This window comes from Ruegeria sp. AL7, assembly GCF_056536105.1.
Map to the genome: position 1 here is coordinate 237538 of NZ_JBQFJF010000002.1, position 18196 is coordinate 255733.

Annotated in this window: 14 protein-coding genes; 12 read left to right on the forward strand and 2 right to left on the reverse strand. The window is 58.5% G+C overall.

The window, feature by feature from the left end; translation table 11 throughout:
• Positions 1 to 33 precede the first annotated feature (33 nt).
• The 8 genes from ACR3E2_RS18290 to ACR3E2_RS18325 all read left to right on the forward strand — a co-directional run bounded on the left by ACR3E2_RS18290 (position 34) and on the right by ACR3E2_RS18325 (position 10989).
• The gene (locus ACR3E2_RS18290; RefSeq protein ID WP_480484790.1) at positions 34 to 930 is read left to right on the forward strand and encodes a cyanophycinase; all 897 of its coding nucleotides are present in this window, start codon (positions 34 to 36) and stop codon (positions 928 to 930) included.
• 15 nt (positions 931 to 945) lie between these two features.
• A complete protein-coding gene (cphA, locus tag ACR3E2_RS18295; RefSeq protein ID WP_480484789.1) occupies positions 946 to 3747 on the forward strand; it encodes a cyanophycin synthetase in 2802 nt (933 codons plus the stop codon).
• A 14-nt stretch (positions 3748 to 3761) separates the two neighbouring features.
• Positions 3762 to 5507, forward strand: coding sequence for a Mur ligase family protein (locus ACR3E2_RS18300; RefSeq protein WP_480484788.1), 1746 nt, complete (start codon positions 3762 to 3764; stop codon positions 5505 to 5507).
• Between the two features lie 142 nt (positions 5508 to 5649).
• On the forward strand, positions 5650 to 6207 hold the full coding sequence (rfbC, locus tag ACR3E2_RS18305; RefSeq protein ID WP_480484787.1) for a dTDP-4-dehydrorhamnose 3,5-epimerase: 558 nt from the start codon (positions 5650 to 5652) through the stop codon (positions 6205 to 6207).
• A 3-nt stretch (positions 6208 to 6210) separates the two neighbouring features.
• A complete protein-coding gene (gene rfbB, locus ACR3E2_RS18310) occupies positions 6211 to 7254 on the forward strand; it encodes a dTDP-glucose 4,6-dehydratase (protein WP_480474420.1) in 1044 nt (347 codons plus the stop codon).
• A complete protein-coding gene (rfbD, locus tag ACR3E2_RS18315; protein ID WP_480484786.1) occupies positions 7251 to 8117 on the forward strand; it encodes a dTDP-4-dehydrorhamnose reductase in 867 nt (288 codons plus the stop codon). The genes rfbB and rfbD overlap by 4 nt, the downstream gene beginning before the upstream one ends.
• Positions 8114 to 9004 (forward strand): glucose-1-phosphate thymidylyltransferase RfbA, encoded by an 891-nt coding sequence (gene rfbA / locus ACR3E2_RS18320; protein ID WP_480484785.1) that lies wholly within the window; start codon positions 8114 to 8116, stop codon positions 9002 to 9004. The genes rfbD and rfbA overlap by 4 nt, the downstream gene beginning before the upstream one ends.
• A 200-nt stretch (positions 9005 to 9204) precedes the next feature.
• Positions 9205 to 10989, forward strand: coding sequence for an ABC transporter ATP-binding protein (locus tag ACR3E2_RS18325; protein WP_480492846.1), 1785 nt, complete (start codon positions 9205 to 9207; stop codon positions 10987 to 10989).
• Between the two features lie 149 nt (positions 10990 to 11138).
• Here the strand turns inward: ACR3E2_RS18325 and bhcR are convergent, their stop codons facing one another.
• A complete protein-coding gene (gene bhcR, locus ACR3E2_RS18330; RefSeq protein WP_480484842.1) occupies positions 11139 to 11987 on the reverse strand; it encodes an HTH-type transcriptional regulator BhcR in 849 nt (282 codons plus the stop codon).
• 169 nt (positions 11988 to 12156) lie between these two features.
• Here bhcR and bhcA point away from each other — a divergent pair, with 169 nt between their 5' ends.
• From bhcA to bhcD, 4 genes are all read left to right on the forward strand, one after another.
• Complete coding sequence (gene bhcA, locus ACR3E2_RS18335) at positions 12157 to 13347, forward strand: L-aspartate--glyoxylate aminotransferase BhcA (RefSeq protein WP_480484843.1); 1191 nt, start codon at positions 12157 to 12159, stop codon at positions 13345 to 13347.
• A complete protein-coding gene (bhcB, locus tag ACR3E2_RS18340; RefSeq protein ID WP_480484867.1) occupies positions 13347 to 14315 on the forward strand; it encodes a beta-hydroxyaspartate dehydratase BhcB in 969 nt (322 codons plus the stop codon). The genes bhcA and bhcB overlap by 1 nt, the downstream gene beginning before the upstream one ends.
• A gap of 42 nt (positions 14316 to 14357) precedes the next feature.
• Complete coding sequence (gene bhcC / locus ACR3E2_RS18345; RefSeq protein ID WP_480484844.1) at positions 14358 to 15521, forward strand: 3-hydroxy-D-aspartate aldolase BhcC; 1164 nt, start codon at positions 14358 to 14360, stop codon at positions 15519 to 15521.
• Between the two features lie 113 nt (positions 15522 to 15634).
• Positions 15635 to 16600 (forward strand): iminosuccinate reductase BhcD, encoded by a 966-nt coding sequence (gene bhcD / locus ACR3E2_RS18350; RefSeq protein WP_480484845.1) that lies wholly within the window; start codon positions 15635 to 15637, stop codon positions 16598 to 16600.
• A 148-nt stretch (positions 16601 to 16748) separates the two neighbouring features.
• Here the strand turns inward: bhcD and ACR3E2_RS18355 are convergent, their stop codons facing one another.
• Positions 16749 to 18173, reverse strand: a complete 1425-nt coding sequence (locus ACR3E2_RS18355) for a uracil-xanthine permease family protein (RefSeq protein ID WP_480484846.1) — start codon at positions 18171 to 18173, stop codon at positions 16749 to 16751.
• Between the last annotated feature and the right edge of the window lie 23 nt (positions 18174 to 18196).

The following is an 18196-nucleotide window of genomic DNA, read 5'->3' on the forward strand; positions in this document are numbered from 1 at the left end:
CTGGCTGCTTTTATACCGGAAGGTAAGTAAGATATGTGCCCTGCACCCGTTGATGCAGAGACCCCGCGCGGGTTCATCATCCCGATCGGCGGCGGCGAAGACCGCGTTAAGGAAATGCAGATTCACCGCAAGTTCGTAGAGCTTTCAGGGGGTGAGAACGCCGATATTGTCGTGATCCCGACAGCCTCGATGCTGGAAGAAACCGGACCGGACTACAATCGCATCTTTTCCGAACTGGGTGCAGGCAAAGTCGAATTTCTGCCCATCTCGCGGCGTGCCGATTGCGACAATCCCGATTATGCCGAGATGCTGGACCGCGCCACAGGGATATTCATGACCGGTGGCAACCAGCTGCGGCTGTCGGCGATTCTGGGTGGCACGCTTGTGGCGCAGAAAATACGCCGCCGGAATGCGGCCGGTGTGCCGGTTGCCGGCACTTCAGCCGGGGCGTCGATCATGTCCGAACATATGGTGGCCGGGGGCAGCAGCAACTCGGCCCCGGCTGAGGGCAATATCACGCTGGCTCCGGGCATGGGTTTGACCAACGCCGTCATCATCGACCAGCACTTCACACAGCGCAATCGGCTGGGACGTTTGCTAACCGCTTCATCTTTCAACCCTTTTTTGATCGGACTGGGTATCGACGAAGACACGGCAGCCTTCATCGGACCCGATAATGTCCTTGAAGTCGTGGGCAGCGGATCGGTTACCGTCGTGGACGCCAGTCATCTGACCCATTCATCGATGTGGGACGCGCGCCGCGGCGAAGCGCTGAGCCTGCTTGGACTTCGGCTTGACGTTCTGGGCGAAGGGTGCCGTTATGATCTGACGGCTCGCCAGGCTTTTCCGCCGGATGAGCATTTGGCGTTCTGCACATTGCCGGACATGTCCGGTCAAGAGGCCGCCAGCGGGGGGAAAACAAAAAGCTAACCAACGGGGAGCCTCATGAAAATAATCTCGACCAATGTCTTTGTCGGCCCGAATGTCTGGGCAAGTTTTCCGGTCATTCGCCACGTCATCGATCTGGGTGTTCTGGAAGAGTGGCCCTCGGCAAAAATTGGTTCCGAGTTTATTGACGCCTTGATCAAGGCGCTTCCCGGTCTGGCGGAACACGGCTGTTCCTATCGCGAACCCGGCGGCTTTATCCGCCGCCTGCGCGAGGATGAAGGCACCTGGCTGGGACATGTGCTGGAACATTGCGCCATCGAAGTTCAGAACGTGGCCGGGTCCGACGTGACCTTTGGACGTACGCGCGGCACAGGTGAGCCGGGCCAGTACAATATGGTCTATGAATACCGCCAGCGCGACGTCGGTCTGGATGCGGGCAATCTGGCGATGCGGTTACTGATGCACCTGCTGCCGCAATCCCTGAAAGATCAGGTGGATTACGAATTCGACCCGGACTTCAACTGGGATGAAGAACTGCGCAGCTTTGTGCTGCGGGCGCAACGCAAGGAATTTGGCCCATCGACCGGATCGCTGGTCAAGGCGGCGCAGGAACGCGACATTCCGTGGATCAGGCTGAATTCCGGCTCGCTTGTGCAATTTGGACACGGCAAGTTTCAGAAACGCATTCAGGCGACAATTACGTCCGAGACCAAGCATATCTCGGTCGAGATATCCTGTGACAAGGAAGACACCCATAATCTGCTGAACGATCTTGGCCTGCCGGTTCCGCAGCAGCGCATGGTCTATTCGGCCCGCGAGGCCGTACGCGCGGCAGCCCGGATCGGGTTTCCGGTGGTGGTCAAACCGTTGGACGCCAACCATGGGCGCGGCGTTTCGATCAATCTGAATTCCGATGCCGAGGTCGAGGCGGGTTTTGCCGAGGCCAAGGAGCATTCGCGCAGCCGCGCCATTCTGGTCGAGAGCTTCATCACCGGCTTTGATCACCGGATGCTGGTCGTGAACGACAAGCTGGTTGCGGTGGCCAAACGCGTCCCCGGCCATGTAATAGGCGACGGAACCCATACGATTGCCGAACTGGTCGACATGGTGAACCAGGACCCACGCCGGGGCATCGGGCACGAAAAAGTGCTGACCAGGCTCGAGCTGGACAATCAGGCTAACCGCCTGATGGAGAATGCGGGCGTGACGGAAGACACTGTCCTGCCCGAGGGTGAGGTTTTCTATCTGCGCTCGACCGCGAACCTGTCAACCGGTGGCACCGCCATCGATCTGACCGACGTGGTGCATCCCGACAACCGCGACATGGCCGAACGCGCCATCATGGCCGTCGGGCTGGATGTGGGCGGTGTCGATTTCCTGATCGACGATATTACCAAATCCTACAAGGATATCGGTGGCGCGATTGTCGAAGTAAATGCGGCCCCCGGTTTCCGGATGCATGTGGCCCCGTCCGAAGGTCAGCCGCGCGATGTGGCGGGCAAGGTCATCGACATGCTGTTCCCTGCCAATGAACAGACCCGCATCCCGATTGCAGCCATCACCGGCACCAACGGCAAGACGACAACGTCGCGGATGCTGGGTCATATCATGAAAACCAGTGGCAAGATCGTTGGCATGACCTCGACCGACGGCGTCTATGTGGATGGCAAGTTGAGCGTCAAGGGGGACATGACCGGCCCGAAATCGGCACAGATCGTCCTGCGTGATCCGATGGTCGATTTTGCAGTGATGGAAACCGCGCGGGGCGGGCTGGTGCGCTCGGGTCTGGGCTATCAACGCTCGAACGTGGCGGCCTGTCTGAACGTCTCGGCAGATCATCTGGGCCTGGGCGGGATCAATACGGTCGAGGAACTGGCCGTCGTCAAACGGGTGGTAGTGGAAAGCGCAACCGATACGGCCGTTCTGAACGCTGACGACATCAATTGTCTGAAGATGGCCGATTACGCCGGGGCGGATCAGATCTTCTATGTCACGACCAACCCCGGTCACAGTCTGGTCAAGGAACATATCAAGACAGGGGGCAAGGCCATCGTGCTGGAAAAAGGCATGAATGGCGACATGCTGACCATCTATGACAAAGGGCTTCACATCCCGGTTCTGTGGTCGCATCTGATCCCCGCCACGCTTGAAGGCAAGGCGATATTCAACGTGCAAAACGCCATGGTCGCAGCGGCGATGGCCTATAGCTTTGGGGTCGATCTGGACAATATCCGGCATGGACTGCGCACTTTCGACACAAGTTATTTCCAGGCACCGGGGCGGATGAATGTCTATGATGAACATCCCTTCAAGGTGATCCTTGATTACGGCCACAACCCTGCCGCGCTGAAGGCGATGGCCGCTTTGGCCGATCAGTTGGAAGTCAAGGGCCGCAGGCTGTGCGTTGTTGCGATGCCCGGTGATCGGCGCGATGAAGACATTGTTGATGGGGCCGCAGCGCTGGCCGGGCATTTTGACCACTTCATCTGCAAGGCCGATGACCGCCGCCGGGGTCGCGGGCATGACGAGGTGCCGCAAATGATGCGGCAGGCCCTGATCGATTGCGGGACGCCGGATGAGGCAATCTCGATCATCCCGGATGAGGTTGAGGCCGTAACCACAGCGCTGGAGATGGCGGCACCGGGCGATCTGCTGGTGATCTTCGGAGATGACACCACACGCTGCTGGAAACAGATCATCTACTTCAATTCCGATGGCGAAACCTCTGAAACCGAGGCGACACCCAAAACCAGCCCCGCCGATACCACGTTCGAGGACATGTTCGACAGCGACCAGAACCTGATCCGGGACGAACGCGGCGTAAGACTGGCGCGTGAAATCAGCGAAGACGCGGATTGAGCGGAGGCACCGGAATGGACCGGATCGAAGAGCTTGAAACCGCGCTGACCATCGAAAGCGCGACCGCTGATCATATTCAGGTGGATGACGCGCGGCGTCTGACCGGCCCCGGCCTGTTATGGGATCACCCCGGCGCGGTGATGGATGTGTTTTTCACGGATATCGACCCCGCGCAGGTCATTGCACTGTGGGAAAAACATGCCCGGCGCGTTCTTGATGCGCTTGGCTGGCAGGATCAGGCACTGACCCACCGTACCTTCACCGGTGGTGTCAATCTGGCAATCTCGGCACCGATGGATCAGCTTTATTCCGCGATCTTTGCAGCGCAGACCGCCTGGCATTTCTGTGCGGCAGAGTTGTTGGCGACGACGCCGGGCGATTTTGATCAGATGATCCGGGACGTCAAAGGCGTCATGGCGAAGGAGGCCAATCCTGCGCTGATCGCCCTGATCACGGCAGCCGAGGCGCATGGCGTGGATATCCTGTGCGACGATGACGAAATTTCCATCGGGCATGGCACCGGCAGTCAAACCTGGCCTGTCGACGCATTGCCCGCCCCGGATGACGTGGACTGGCCCGCCCTTCACAACATCCCCGTCGCCTTCATCACCGGAACAAATGGCAAGACCACGACGACCCGGTTGCTGGAGGCCATCGCCCGCGCCTCGGGCAAGGTCGCGGGACTGACCTCGACCGAGTTTGTGCGGGTGGGTGATGATATTCTGGATCGCGGCGATTATTCCGGCCCCGGCGGAGGGCGGATGTTGCTACGCGACAAGCGGCTTGAAATCGGCTGCCTCGAAGTGGCCCGTGGGGGTATCCTGCGCCGCGGCCTGCCGACACGTGCCGCCATGGCCGCCACTGTCACCAACGTGGCGAACGATCATCTGGGGCAATACGGCGTCAACACGGTGCCCGAGCTGGCTCAGGCGAAATTCGCCGTGCACCGGACACTGACCAAGGGCGGCGTTCTGGCCCTGAATGCCGATGATCCTTTTGTCCGTGCCGAGGCCGAAAACACTACGGCAAATATCTGGTGGTTTTCTCTGGATGCCGGGAGTGATCTGATCCGTCGGGCGCGGGACGCGGGAACATGCTGCGCTTATGTTTCGCAGGGCAATATCGTCTTTTTCGACGGCCGGTCCGAGCAGGTGGTCATAGCTGTGTCCGACGTGCCCCTGACCATGGGCGGGGCCGCGAAATACAACATCCTGAACGCTCTGGCGGCTATGTGCCTTGCGCTGGCTTTGAAGCTGACGCTTGAGGCGGTGCGGCATGGGTTGGCCGGGTTCAAACCGGATGCCAGGGACAATCCGGGTCGCTGTAACGAATTCCTATACAACGGCGCTCAGGTTTTCGTGGATTTCGCGCATAACCCGCATTCGATTTCTGCCGTGTGCGATGCGCTGTCGGCCCTGCCAGCAAAACGGCGGTTCATCATGCTCAGCCATGCCGGAGATCGCTCGGATCAGGACATTCGGGACGTCACTGCAACCGCGTTGAATTTCCAACCCGACGTGGTCGTTGCTGCTGAACTGGAAGGGTATCTACGGGGCCGCTCATTGGGAGAGATACCGGACCTGATCGAAAAGTCTGCCCTGGAACAGGGATATGACAAGACCCAGATCCAAAGGGCCGCATCCCCGTCGGAGGCCGCCGCGATGATCCTGAAACAGATGGAACCGGGCGATCTAGCCTTGCTGCTGGTTCTGTCGGAACGCGACGCCGTGCTTGAGATGCTGAACCAGCAGGCGACCTAGCGGTTTGAGGGATCAGTAAAGCAACGAACCGCCATTTCCGTCTGCGATCATCTGAGCAGCAATTCGCGCATCACCCTTGCATTGACACCCAGCCTGACAATACTCGCCTAACACAGGCAACAGACGGTTGAGGTTAGGTGTTATGGAGATTGAGCGGACGGGGTTGTCGGGTGTGTTGGTTATTCGCCCGCAGCGGCATGGGGATTTGCGGGGTTTTTTTTCTGAAAGCTGGAACAAGGCGCGGCTGGAAGAGGCTGGGGTTGTGTTGCCGGAGTTTGTGCAGGACAACCATTCGTTGTCGTCCGCGGTGGGGACATTGCGCGGCCTGCATTTTCAGGCGCCTCCGCATGCGCAGGGCAAATTGGTGCGGGCGGGCCGGGGGGCGCTTTATGATGTCGCTGTCGATATCCGCAAGGGATCGCCGACCTATGGGCAATCTTTCGGCATCGAGCTCAGCTTTGAGAACGGGCGACAGCTTTGGGTGCCGGCGGGTTTTGCCCATGGTTTTGTGACGTTAGAGCCCGACACCGAAATCTGCTACAAATGTACCAGCTCTTACAATGCGGATGCCGATGGGGGTGTGCGCTGGGACACCTGTGGTATTGATTGGCCCTTGCAGGGGAACCCGGTGCTGAGCGACAAGGACAGGATTGCGCCTGCCCTGGCCGATTTTGACAGCCCGTTTGTTTACGAAGGATAGAATATGAAACTGTTGGTGACAGGTGGTGCGGGTTTCATCGGGTCCGCGGTCGTGCGGCGTGCCATTGCGGACGGACATCAGGTCGTGAACCTTGATGCGCTGACCTATGCGGCCTGCCTCGACAATGTTGCCGAGGTTGCAGAGAACCCGAACTATGCCTTTGTTCACGCAGATATCCGCGACCCTGCGGCCCTGAAGGCGGTGTTTGCCGAACATGCGCCTGATGCGGTGATGCACCTGGCGGCAGAATCCCATGTTGACCGGTCCATCGACGGGCCGGGGGCTTTCATCGAAACCAATGTCCTGGGCACATACAACATGCTGGAGGCGGCGCGCAGCTATTGGGCCGGACAGGGAAAACCGGACACTTTCAGGTTCCACCATATCTCGACCGATGAAGTCTTTGGCAGCCTGGGGCCCTCCGGCCAGTTCACCGAGGATACTCCCTATGATCCGAGGTCACCCTATTCCGCATCGAAAGCCTCCAGCGATCATCTGGTCCGGGCCTGGCACGAGACCTATGGCCTGCCGGTGGTGCTGACCAACTGTTCGAACAATTACGGACCCTATCATTTCCCTGAAAAGCTGATCCCCGTTGTGATCCTGAACGCAATCGCGGGCAAGGCGCTGCCGATCTATGGTGACGGCTCGAATGTCCGCGACTGGCTGTATGTCGAGGATCACGCCGACGCGCTTTTGCTGGTGGTGCAAAAGGGGGCTGTCGGCCGGTCCTACAACATCGGTGGCGAGAACGAGCGCAGCAATCTGGAACTGGTGCAGACGCTTTGCACGATCCTGGACGACCTGCGCCCGAAACCGCAGGGGGTCTATGCGGACCAGATCACCTTTGTCACAGACCGCCCCGGGCATGATGCGCGTTACGCCATCGATCCCTCGCGGATGCGCAACGAAATGAACTGGCGCCCATCCGTGACGGTAGAGGAGGGTCTGCGCAGAACGGTTGAATGGTACCTGAACAATGAAGAGTGGTGGCGGTCCCTGCAAGGCCGGTCCGGCGTTGGCGAACGGCTGGGGGTCAGCGCGTGAAACTTCTGGTCTTCGGGGCGACCGGTCAGCTGGGCCGGGAACTGATCCGGTGTGGCGGGGAAATCTCGGTTGAAGCGCTTGGGCGCGACAAGGCGGATTTTACCGATCCCGAAGGGTGCGCGGCCCTGGTTCGCAACACCGATGCGGATGCGGTGATCAACGCCGCCGCATATACCGCCGTCGACAAGGCCGAGGCGGAGGAAGACCTTGCCCTGCTGATCAACGGAACCACGCCCACGGCGCTGGCCAAAGCTGCGGCCGGGCGCGGATTGCCGTTTGTTCAGGTCTCGACAGATTATGTGTTTGACGGGGCGGGCACGGCCCCGTTCTTACCCAACCACGCGACCGGCCCGCTGGGCGCCTATGGGCGCACCAAGCTGGCGGGTGAGGCCGGTGTGATTGCGGCGGGCGGACCCCATGCAATCATACGAACCTCTTGGGTGGTGTCGTCACATGGACATAACTTCGTCAAAACCATGCTGCGCCTCGGCAAAGAGCGTGACCACCTGACGATCGTCGCAGACCAGATTGGCGGTCCAACCCCGGCATCGGCACTGGCCGGGGCCTGTATCGGCGCGGCCCGTGCCCTTTTGACAAACCCGGATGAAAAGACCGGAATTTACCATTGCAGCGGTGGCCCTGATGTCAGCTGGGCCGATTTTGCGCGCGAGATCTTCGATCAGGCCGGCATTGACTGCAATGTCGAAGACATTCCGTCCAGCGCATTCCCGACCCCCGCGAAACGCCCCCTGAACAGCCGCCTGGACTGCACGACGTTGACAACGGAACTGCGCGTGCCCCGTCCGGATTGGAAGGCGGGCCTGCACAGCATACTTGAAGACCTTGGAGAGCTCGGCACATGACGACCCGGAACGGCAAGAAACGCAAAGGTATCATTCTGGCAGGCGGGTCAGGCACCCGACTTTATCCGATCACGATGGGCGTCTCGAAACAGCTTTTGCCCATCTATGACAAGCCGATGATCTATTACCCCCTTTCGGTGCTGATGCTGGCCGGGATCCGCGACATCGCGATGATCACGACGCCGCAGGATCAGGAGCAGTTTCAGCGCCTGTTGGGTGACGGAAGCCAATGGGGCCTGTCCCTGACCTGGATTGTTCAACCTTCTCCTGACGGGTTGGCGCAAGCCTATATTCTGGCGGAAGACTTTCTGGATGGTGCCCCCTCGGCCATGGTGCTGGGCGACAACATTTTCTTTGGGCACGGCCTGCCCGAGATCCTGCAATCGGCAGACGCCAAAGAGACCGGAGGCACTGTCTTCGGCTATCGGGTCGCTGATCCCGAACGCTACGGGGTCGTGGCCTATGACGAGGCTGGCGCCGTCACCCAGATTGTCGAGAAACCCCAAGTGCCGCCATCGAACTACGCCGTGACCGGGCTGTATTTTCTGGACGGCTCTGCCCCTGAACGGGCCCGCGCCGTAAAACCGTCTGCACGCGGCGAGCTTGAGATTGTCACCTTGCTTGAAATGTACCTTGAGGCCGGGTTGCTCAGCGTCAACCGCATGGGGCGCGGTTATGCCTGGCTGGATACCGGAACCCACGCAAGCCTGCTGGACGCCGGAAACTTTGTGCGTACGCTTCAGGACAGGCAAGGCCTGCAAACCGGATCACCTGACGAAATCGCCCATACGCTGGGCTGGATCAGCGACCAGGACCTCGAAGCCCGCGCCCAAAGATTCGGCAAAAACGACTACGGCGAATACCTCAAGAACCTGCTGAACCATTAGCCGTTCAATAGCGGTATTGGCTTGATTGAGTTTTTTGGTTTTGGTTTTGGTATTGGTTGCGGGTTTGAGGGTTAGGTCTTATTTAGCGTGTTTGGATGTTGGGATGGGTTGGTCTGCCGCAGGGTTGCATCTGTCCTTTAGGCGCGACGGGATATGGGGTATCTGAGCGTGCGCACCGTTTCACGGATTTGGAGAACGCAATGATGAAGCGCGCCTGGAACAAGTGGCGATCGGGCTATATGGGCCGGCTTGTCGGTGAGAGCTTTTATGCGCAGGGCGGGCTTTACGGCGTTGCGATCCTGGCGATGATCGCGGTGGCGGTCACCACCGCCGGCTCGGCTTACATGATGGAATATATCGTCGATGCCATGACCAGCCCGGAATTGCGGGGATGGGCGCATGTCATTGCGCTGGGGGTTGTGCTTCTGTTCCTGACCAAGGCGGTGGCCTCGTATGTTCAGGCCGTCTTTCTGGCGCGCGCGGGCAACCGGATTGTGGCCCAGCAGCAGGAGAAGCTGTACCGCAAGCTGGTCCGGCACGGGGTGTCGTTCTTTTCGACCAATGAATCATCGGATTTGCTGATGCGCACGACCAATGGCGCGCAATCGGCCCGGGGCCTGATCGATGTTCTGGTCACCGGGTTTGTCCGCGATGCCCTGACCCTGGTCGGCCTGATTGTGGTCATGGTGTATCAGCAGCCGGTCCTGTCGGTGATGTTCTTTGTGGTGGGCCCGGTTGCCCTTCTGGGGGTGCGGTATCTGCTGAAAAGCGTCCGCTCGATCATGCAGGCCGAGTTCAAATCGCTGGCCGAGATCATCCGGGTGCTGCAGGAGACCTCGGCGGGGATCAAGGTGATCAAGGTGTTTGCGCTTGAAGATCGCATGATCGACCGAATGGAGACCGCGATCCGGAAGGTCGAACAGCGCTCGAACGACATCGCCCGGCTGCAGGCCATTGCCAGCCCGCTGATGGAGTTTCTGGCCGGTCTGGCGGTTGCCGGGGTTCTCATTGTCAGCACGATGGGCATCGCGGGCACCGAACAGCCGACCGCGGGTCAGTTGATGTCCTTCATCACCGCTTTGCTGATGGCCTATGAACCCGCCAAGCGCCTGTCCAGGATGCGGGTCCAGATTGAAACCTGCATGGTCGGTGTCGGCCTGTTGTTCAGCCTGCTGGATCAGGAGGACACGATGGTGGAAAGCCCCCGGGCCCGTGACCTGAGTGACGGCCCCGGACAGATCACGCTGCGCAATGTGACCTTTGGCTATCAGGGCACGGTGCCGGTGATCGACAACATGAGCGCCACTTTCGAGGCCGGGAAAACCACGGCCCTTGTCGGCCAGTCCGGTGGTGGCAAATCCACGTTGTTTGGCCTGATCATGCGGTTTTACGACCCCGATCAGGGCAGCGTCGAGATCGATGGCCAGGACCTGAGGGATGTCAGCTTTGCCTCGCTGCGGCGGAAAATCTCGTATGTCGGTCAGGACACGTTCCTGTTCTCGGCCTCGGTGATGGACAACCTGCGCTGCTCGGCACCCGAGGCGAGCGATGAAGAGGTGATCGCGGCAGCCCGGGCCGCACATGCGCATCAGTTCATCACAGACCTGCCGCAGGGCTATGAGACCCCGGTGGGCGAAAACGGAACCTTTCTGTCGGGCGGTCAGAAACAGCGCATCGCGATTGCCCGCGCCATTCTGCGCAAGGCCGAAATCCTGCTGCTGGACGAGGCCACAAGCGCGCTGGACGCGGAATCGGAATCGCTGGTCAAAGAGGCGCTGGACGCCCTGACACAGGATGTCACCGTCATCGTCATCGCCCACCGCCTGTCAACCGTGCTGGAGGCAGACAAGATCATCGTCATCCAGGACGGCACTATCGCCGAACAGGGAAACCTCGACCAACTCATGCAGAAAAACGGACCCTTCAAAAACCTCTTCGACCAACAGTTCAATAAACACAAACAAAAACAAAAAGTCGCAGAATAATAAGGGGGTGCTGAAAATCGGGTGACCGGAGATGGGTACATCTGAATCGCGTTTCAGTTTTTGTTTGCGAGGCACATTTCCGCGCGTTGGTGTTGTGGCGCGGCAGACGGATCTGGGGTCAGCATTCGCCGCAATTTGGCGGCAAAACCTTAGGGTTGCGGAGACACCACTGTCCCACCAATAGCCAGCGTCAACTGGCGCGCGGCTTCCATCACCGGGCGGCTCAGCCGTTCGATTTCGGTTGCTCCCACGCGGCTGGTTGGCCCGGACACGGAAAGCCCTGCGACCGCCTCTCTGTTCATATCGAAAACGGGTGCTGCAATGCATCGCATACCTGTAGTCTTTTCTTCGTTGTCCACGGAAAAACCCCGCAATCTGATGGCTGCAAGATCTTTCTTCAACGCCTCGGGGCTGGTAATCGACTGATCCGTAAAAGCCTGTAAATTCGCGGCGGCCAACCTTCGGTTCAATCTGTCTTCGTCCATATGGGCCAACAACGCTTTTCCGATGCCCGACGCGTGCATGGGTGACAATGTGCCGGGGGGAAAAAACGCCCGGATGCTTTCATGTGTTTCAACCTGGCTCAGGAACAGCACCAGACCTTCTTTCTCAATTCCCAAATTGGCGGTCTCGCTCGTGGTTTCCATCAGCTTGCGCATGATCGGCCTTGCCCGTTCCACCAGACTGGTACGGCGCAGAAACCGCGAGCCGATCACAAACGCCTGCGGGCCAATGTGCCAAACCTGTTCTTCATAGTCGAACTCGACCAGGCCCCTGCCCTGCAACGTCACGAGGATACGATAAACAGTGGCCGGTGCCTGGCGCATTTCATCTGAAAGTTCAGTAAGCGCTTTGCCTTGGGCCTGGCTCAGATACTCGAAAACCTCCATCGCCCGATCCAGTGATTTGATCGTATTCTGCGCGGTTTTGTCATCCCACCCCCGCGGCCTTCCCCGGGCTTTGCGACGGAGCTTCGGGTCATTGTCTTGCGATTCCATAAAAACCCTCTGATCATTTATGAAAGACTATTTCAGGATATGAAAAATATAACTCACTGACAACTATAAGTTAAATCTCGGTAGATAAATTTTGAAATACGTTTTCAAAAAAATTTCCAATTGGATCGCTGATACTTATTGTGCTGGCAAGGACGGAAGGAGACCATCCATGAGCTTTCAAAACCCCGTTTTCATCCCGGGCCCGACGAACATCCCGGAAAGCCTGCGCAAAGCCTGCGATATGCCCACGATCGACCATCGTTCGCCATTGTTCGGGCAAATCCTGCATCCTGCGCGTGCGGGCGTGCGGGAGATTCTGAAAAGCGACAGTGCCGAAGTCTTCATTTTCCCGTCGACCGGAACCGGGGGTTGGGAAACCGCCCTGACCAATACGCTGTCCGCTGGTGACAAGGTCCTGGCGGCCCGCAACGGCATGTTCAGCCATCGCTGGATCGATATGTGCCAGCGCCATGGGCTGAATGTCGACATCGTCGAAACCCCGTGGGGCGATGGGCTGCCGGCTGACCGGTACGAAGAAATCCTTACCGCCGACAAAAACCATGAGATCAAGGCGGTTCTAGCCACGCATAATGAGACGGCAACTGGCGTGAAGTCGGATATCGCTGCTGTGCGCAGGGCGCTGACCGCCGCGCAACACCCCGCCCTGCTGTTTGTTGATGGCGTTTCATCAATCGCGTCGATGGATTTCCGGTTTGATGAATGGGGCGTGGATGTTGCCGTTACCGGGTCGCAGAAGGGTTTCATGTTGCCCGCTGGCCTTGCCATCGTCGGTTTCAGCCAGAAAGCGATGGAAGCAACCAAAACCGGCACCCTGCCCCGCACATTTTTTGACGTCCGGGACATGACCAAGGGATACGCCAACAATGCTTACCCCTATACACCCGCTGTCGGGTTGATGAATGGCCTCAATCAAGCCTGCTCGATGCTGTTGAGTGAAGGTCTGGAGAACGTTTTCGCCCGACACCACCGGATTGCCGAAGGGGTCCGTGCCGCTGTGGGGGCGTGGGGGCTGGAGCTTTGTGCCAGCAGCCCGGCGGTCTATTCCGATACCGTAAGCGCAATCCGCACGCCGAACGGCTTCAACGCGACGGATATTGTCACGCACGCAGCTGAAAAATACGGCGTTGCCTTTGGCGTGGGCCTTGGTGAGGTCGCGGGCAAGGTGTTCCGGATCGGGCATCTGGGCAGCCTGACGGATGTCATGGCTCTGTCCGGGATCGCCACTGCGGAGATGTGCATGGTTGACCTGGGCCTGAACATCGACCTGGGGTCCGGAGTTGCTGCCGCACAGGAATACTATCGTGGCCATCCCGGTTCCGTTCAGAAGAACGCGGCATGATGAAGGATTGCACAATGTATATCCCAACCTATGAAGACATGCTTGCGGCACATGACCGGATCAAACCCCATATCCGCCGCACCCCGGTGCGAACCTCGGACTTTCTCAACGAACTGTCAGGCGCGCAGCTGTTCTTCAAATGCGAGAACTTTCAGGAACCGGGTGCTTTCAAAGTACGAGGTGCCACCAATGCGGTTTTTGGGCTGGATGAGAAACAGGCCGAAAAAGGTGTCGCCACCCATTCTTCGGGCAATCACGCCTCGTGCCTGTCTTATGCGGCGATGAAACGGGGCATTCCCTGCAACGTGGTCATGCCGCGGACAGCGCCGCAAGCAAAGAAGGACACGGTCCGCCGTTATGGAGGGAAGATTACAGAATGCGAACCTTCCACCTCGTCGCGCGAAGCGACATTTGCCGAGGTTCAGGCGGCTACGGGCAGTGACTTTGTTCACCCCTACAACGATCCTCGGGTCATCGCCGGGCAAGGCACCTGTTCGCGCGAGTTTATCGAGCAGACCGACGGTCTGGACGCAGTCGTCGCGCCAATCGGCGGCGGTGGCATGGTATCTGGAACCTGTTTGACCCTGTCCAATCTGGCCCCAGAAACAGCAATCATAGCGGCAGAACCGGAACAGGCAGACGACGCCTATCGCAGCTTCAAGGCCGGTCATATCATCGCGGATGATGCGCCAAAGACGATTGCTGACGGGTTGCTGGTGCCGCTGAAGGATCTCACCTGGCATTTCGTATCGAACCACGTCTCAGAGATTTACACAGCCTCCGAGCAAGAGATCATCGATGCGATGAAACTGACATGGAAGCACCTGCGGATTGTGATGGAGCCATCTTCGGCCGTTCCGCTGGCCACGGTTCTCAAAAACCCGGACGCCTTCAGGGGCAAGCGTGTCGGACTGATTGTTACAGGTGGCAATGTCGATCTGGACCGGCTGCCCTGGATGAATGTCTGAATACACCCCAACAAAAAACTATCCCGGTATAGGATTACGGAGATGAAAGATATGAGCACTCTCGACCAGTTCGAAGTAGGTTACGACATTCCGGCCAAGCCCGGCATGGACGAAGCAGATATCCAGACACCCAGCCTGATTTTGGATCTCGACGCGCTTGAACACAACATCAGGAAGATGGGCGATTATGCCAAGGCGCACGGGATGCGTCACCGCGTGCATGGTAAAATGCACAAGTCGGTTGATGTGGCCAAGCTGCAAGAAAAAATCGGTGGTGCCGTCGGTGTCTGCTGCCAGAAAGTTTCCGAGGCCGAAGTTTTCGTTCGTGGTGGGATCAAGGACGTTCTGGTTTCGAACCAGGTGCGTGACCCGGCCAAAATTGACCGCCTCGCACGCCTGCCAAAGCTGGGCAGCCGCATTATCGTGTGTGTCGACGATCTGGAAAATGTCGCCGACCTTTCGGCGGCGGCAGTCCGGCATGGCACACAGCTGGAAGTCTTCGTGGAAATCGATTGCGGCGCAGGGCGGTGCGGGGTCACAACGACGCCCGAAGTGATTGAAATCGCCAAGGCGGTTGAGGCGGCAGACAACCTGAAATTCAGCGGAATTCAGGCCTATCAGGGTGCCATGCAACACCTCGATAGCTATGAGGCACGCAAGGAAAAACTGGATACCGCCATCGCGATGGTCAAAGACGCGGTAGACGGCCTTAAAGCCGAGGGTATCGAGTGTGAGCTGGTTTCGGGCGGCGGTACGGGGTCTTACTACTTTGAATCCAACTCGGGCGTGTATAATGAACTGCAATGCGGGTCTTATGCGTTCATGGATGCCGATTACGGTCGCATCCTGGATGAGAACGGCAACCGGATCGACCAGGGCGAGTGGGAGAACGCATTCTTCATCCTGACCAGCGTCATGAGCCATGCCAAGGCTGACAAAGCAATCGTCGATGCGGGTCTGAAGGCGCAGTCGGTGGATAGCGGTCTGCCCGTTGTTTTCGGGCGTGACGATGTCGAATACATCAAATGCTCGGATGAACATGGCGTCGTGATGGATCCAAGCGGGGCGCTCAAGGTCAATGACAAACTCAAGCTGGTGCCGGGGCACTGTGACCCAACCGCAAACGTGCACGATTGGTATGTGGGCGTCCGGAATGGCAAGGTCGAATGCGTGTGGCCGGTGTCAGCCCGCGGCCGCGCGTACTGAGCTTGAATGCTCAAAGAATAAACCGCCGGCCAAACATGGCCGGACAGTCGCCCGTGCGCGCCCGCTTTTGTCGGTGAATCGCACGGGCGCACGAATTCCAAGTGGAGAATGACATGCTGATCGTACCCGAGCGCGAAATCGCCAACCTCATGACCCGCGACGCGGCCTTTGAAGCCGTCGAACAGGTCTTTGCCTCCATGGCAGCAGGGGACGCCTATAACTTTCCTGTCGTGCGCGAAGCCATCGGGCATGAGGACGCCCTGTACGGCTTTAAAGGCGGGTTTGACCGCGCCGGGCTGACACTGGGCCTGAAGGCCGGGGGGTATTGGCCAAATAACCTGGAAAAGCGCGGGTTGATCAATCACCAGTCCACTGTTTTTCTTTTTGACCCTGACACCGGAAAACCGTCAGCGATGGTTGGCGGCAACCTTTTGACGGCCTTGCGCACTGCGGCGGCCTCTTCTGTATCCATCAAGCACCTTGCCCGTGCGGACGCGCGGGTGATCGGTATGATCGGGGCCGGGCATCAGGCAACCTTTCAGCTACGCTCGGCGCTGGAGACGCGCGCCTTTGAAAAGGTCCTTGGCTGGAACTACCATCCCGAGATGTTGCCGAACATTGAAAAGGTCGCCAATGAAGCCGGTGTTCCGTTCGAAGCGGTCGAACTTGATGGCATGACCGAGGCGGATGTCATAATCTCGATCACCTCGGCTTTTGCACCATCGCTGATGGCAAACCATGTGAGCCCCGGAACGCATATCGCGTGCATGGGAACGGACACCAAGGGCAAGCAGGAAGTCGAGGCGGCGTTGTTGGCCAAAGCATCCGTATTCACAGATGAAATCGCACAGTCAATTTCGATTGGCGAGGCGCAACACGCCGTGGCACAGGGCCTGATCAGAGAAAGTGACCTGATCCAGTTGGGTGCGGTCATCAACGGAACGAACCCGGGCCGAACATCAGACGATCAGATCACGTTGTTCGATGGCACGGGCGTCGGTCTTCAGGATCTGGCGGTTGCTGCATCTGTTGTCGAACTGGCCGTACAGAAAGGCATCGCGATTGAGGTCGATTTCTAACGACATTCCCGTTTGGTCGCCTGAGCGTCGTGTCGAACGACGCGTTGCTTATGTGAGCCACGGGCCAAGCCTGCCACACCGGCCAGAAACCAAAAAAGCGGCGCGATTAGCTCGCCGCTTCTTCGTTTACAAGTCCGGGCTGAACCGGTCAGACGTGATCGTCCTGTTCGATAGAGCCCAGCCCGTGGCCTGCCATTCCACCGGACACCTCTTCCGTAGATTCATCCGAAAGCTCTTCGGGCAGAACCAGATTCAGGACAATGGCAATGATCGCAGCAGGCAAGATCCCGGATGTCGCCAGAACTTTGAGAGTTCCGGGCAGATGCTGTAAGGCGCCGGGCTCTAACTGCAAGCCCAGACCAAGGCTGAGTGAAATCGCAAAGATCACCATGTTGCGGCGGTTCCACGTCACGTCCGACAGCATCGAAACACCGGCTGCAACCACCATACCGAACATCACGATCACACCACCGCCCAGAACCTCGATCGGAACGGATGAGATCACCGCGCCGATCTTGGGGATAAGCCCGCATATGATCAGGAACAGGGCACCTATGGTTACGACCGTGCGACTCATGACACCGGTCATGGCAATCAGGCCAACGTTCTGACTGAACGACGTGTTCGGCAGTGCCCCAAAGACGCCTGATACTGCAGTTCCAAGACCATCGGCAAAAGTCGCGCCCTGAATTTCCTTGTCGGTTGCCTCGCGTCCCGCGCCCCCCTTGGTGATACCGGACACATCCCCGACCGTTTCAACAGCCGATACAAAGGACATCGTACAGAACCCGATGATCGCCGCGAATGAAAACTCGATACCGAAGTGAAATGGGTTCGGCATTGCAAACGGAGCCGCGCGCCCGACATTGCCCAAATTCACCTGACCCAGTGCGAATGCCACAACGTATCCGACCAACAGGCCAATCAGAACCGCCGACACCGACAACATACCGCGGGCAAAAAACTTCAGGCCCAGCGTAACAACAATCACAGTTCCGGCCATGAGCCAGTTCAGACCAGAGCCGTATTCTTCGGTACCGATGGCGGGTACACCCCCTGCGGCGTACTGGACGCCGACCTTGACAAGCGCAAGCCCGATCATGGTCACGACAAGACCGGTAACCAAGGGCGGAAGCGCAAAGCGAATACGGCCAATGAACAACCCAAGGCTGGCATGAAACAGGCCGCCAACGACTATACCACCCATCAATACTGCAATCGCGTCAACGCCCTTACCAACCACCAACGGGATCATGATCGGAATAAAGGCAAATGACGTTCCCTGCACGATTGGCAGGCGGGCGCCAACAGGCCCCAGCCCAATGGTCTGGAACAGTGTCGCAACGCCCGCAAAGAACATCGACATCTGGATCATGTAGATCATCTGCGGGAAATCGGGGCTGTTTGAACCAAACCCGAAACCCGCCGCACCACAGACGATGATGGCTGGTGTGACGTTGGAAACAAACATCGCCAGAACGTGCTGAATTCCCAAAGGGACCGCCTTCAGAATTGGCGGGGTGTAGTTCGGGTCGCGGAGCTGCTCCGGCGTCCCTAAAGTTGCATCTGACATCGCGTTTTTCCTCCCAAAAAAAC

Excerpts from the sequence above, each read along its gene's own strand:
- ACR3E2_RS18290 (WP_480484790.1), top strand. The coding sequence starts at position 34 with ATGTGCCCTGCACCCGTTGATGCAGAGACCCCGCGCGGGTTCATCATC.
- cphA (WP_480484789.1), top strand. The coding sequence starts at position 946 with ATGAAAATAATCTCGACCAATGTCTTTGTCGGCCCGAATGTCTGGGCA.
- ACR3E2_RS18300 (WP_480484788.1), top strand. The coding sequence starts at position 3,762 with ATGGACCGGATCGAAGAGCTTGAAACCGCGCTGACCATCGAAAGCGCG.
- rfbC (WP_480484787.1), top strand. The coding sequence starts at position 5,650 with ATGGAGATTGAGCGGACGGGGTTGTCGGGTGTGTTGGTTATTCGCCCG.
- rfbB (WP_480474420.1), top strand. The coding sequence starts at position 6,211 with ATGAAACTGTTGGTGACAGGTGGTGCGGGTTTCATCGGGTCCGCGGTC.
- rfbA (WP_480484785.1), top strand. The coding sequence starts at position 8,114 with ATGACGACCCGGAACGGCAAGAAACGCAAAGGTATCATTCTGGCAGGC.
- ACR3E2_RS18325 (WP_480492846.1), top strand. The coding sequence starts at position 9,205 with ATGATGAAGCGCGCCTGGAACAAGTGGCGATCGGGCTATATGGGCCGG.
- bhcR (WP_480484842.1), bottom strand. The coding sequence starts at position 11,987 with ATGGAATCGCAAGACAATGACCCGAAGCTCCGTCGCAAAGCCCGGGGA.
- bhcA (WP_480484843.1), top strand. The coding sequence starts at position 12,157 with ATGAGCTTTCAAAACCCCGTTTTCATCCCGGGCCCGACGAACATCCCG.
- bhcB (WP_480484867.1), top strand. The coding sequence starts at position 13,347 with ATGAAGGATTGCACAATGTATATCCCAACCTATGAAGACATGCTTGCG.
- bhcC (WP_480484844.1), top strand. The coding sequence starts at position 14,358 with ATGAAAGATATGAGCACTCTCGACCAGTTCGAAGTAGGTTACGACATT.
- bhcD (WP_480484845.1), top strand. The coding sequence starts at position 15,635 with ATGCTGATCGTACCCGAGCGCGAAATCGCCAACCTCATGACCCGCGAC.
- ACR3E2_RS18355 (WP_480484846.1), bottom strand. The coding sequence starts at position 18,173 with ATGTCAGATGCAACTTTAGGGACGCCGGAGCAGCTCCGCGACCCGAAC.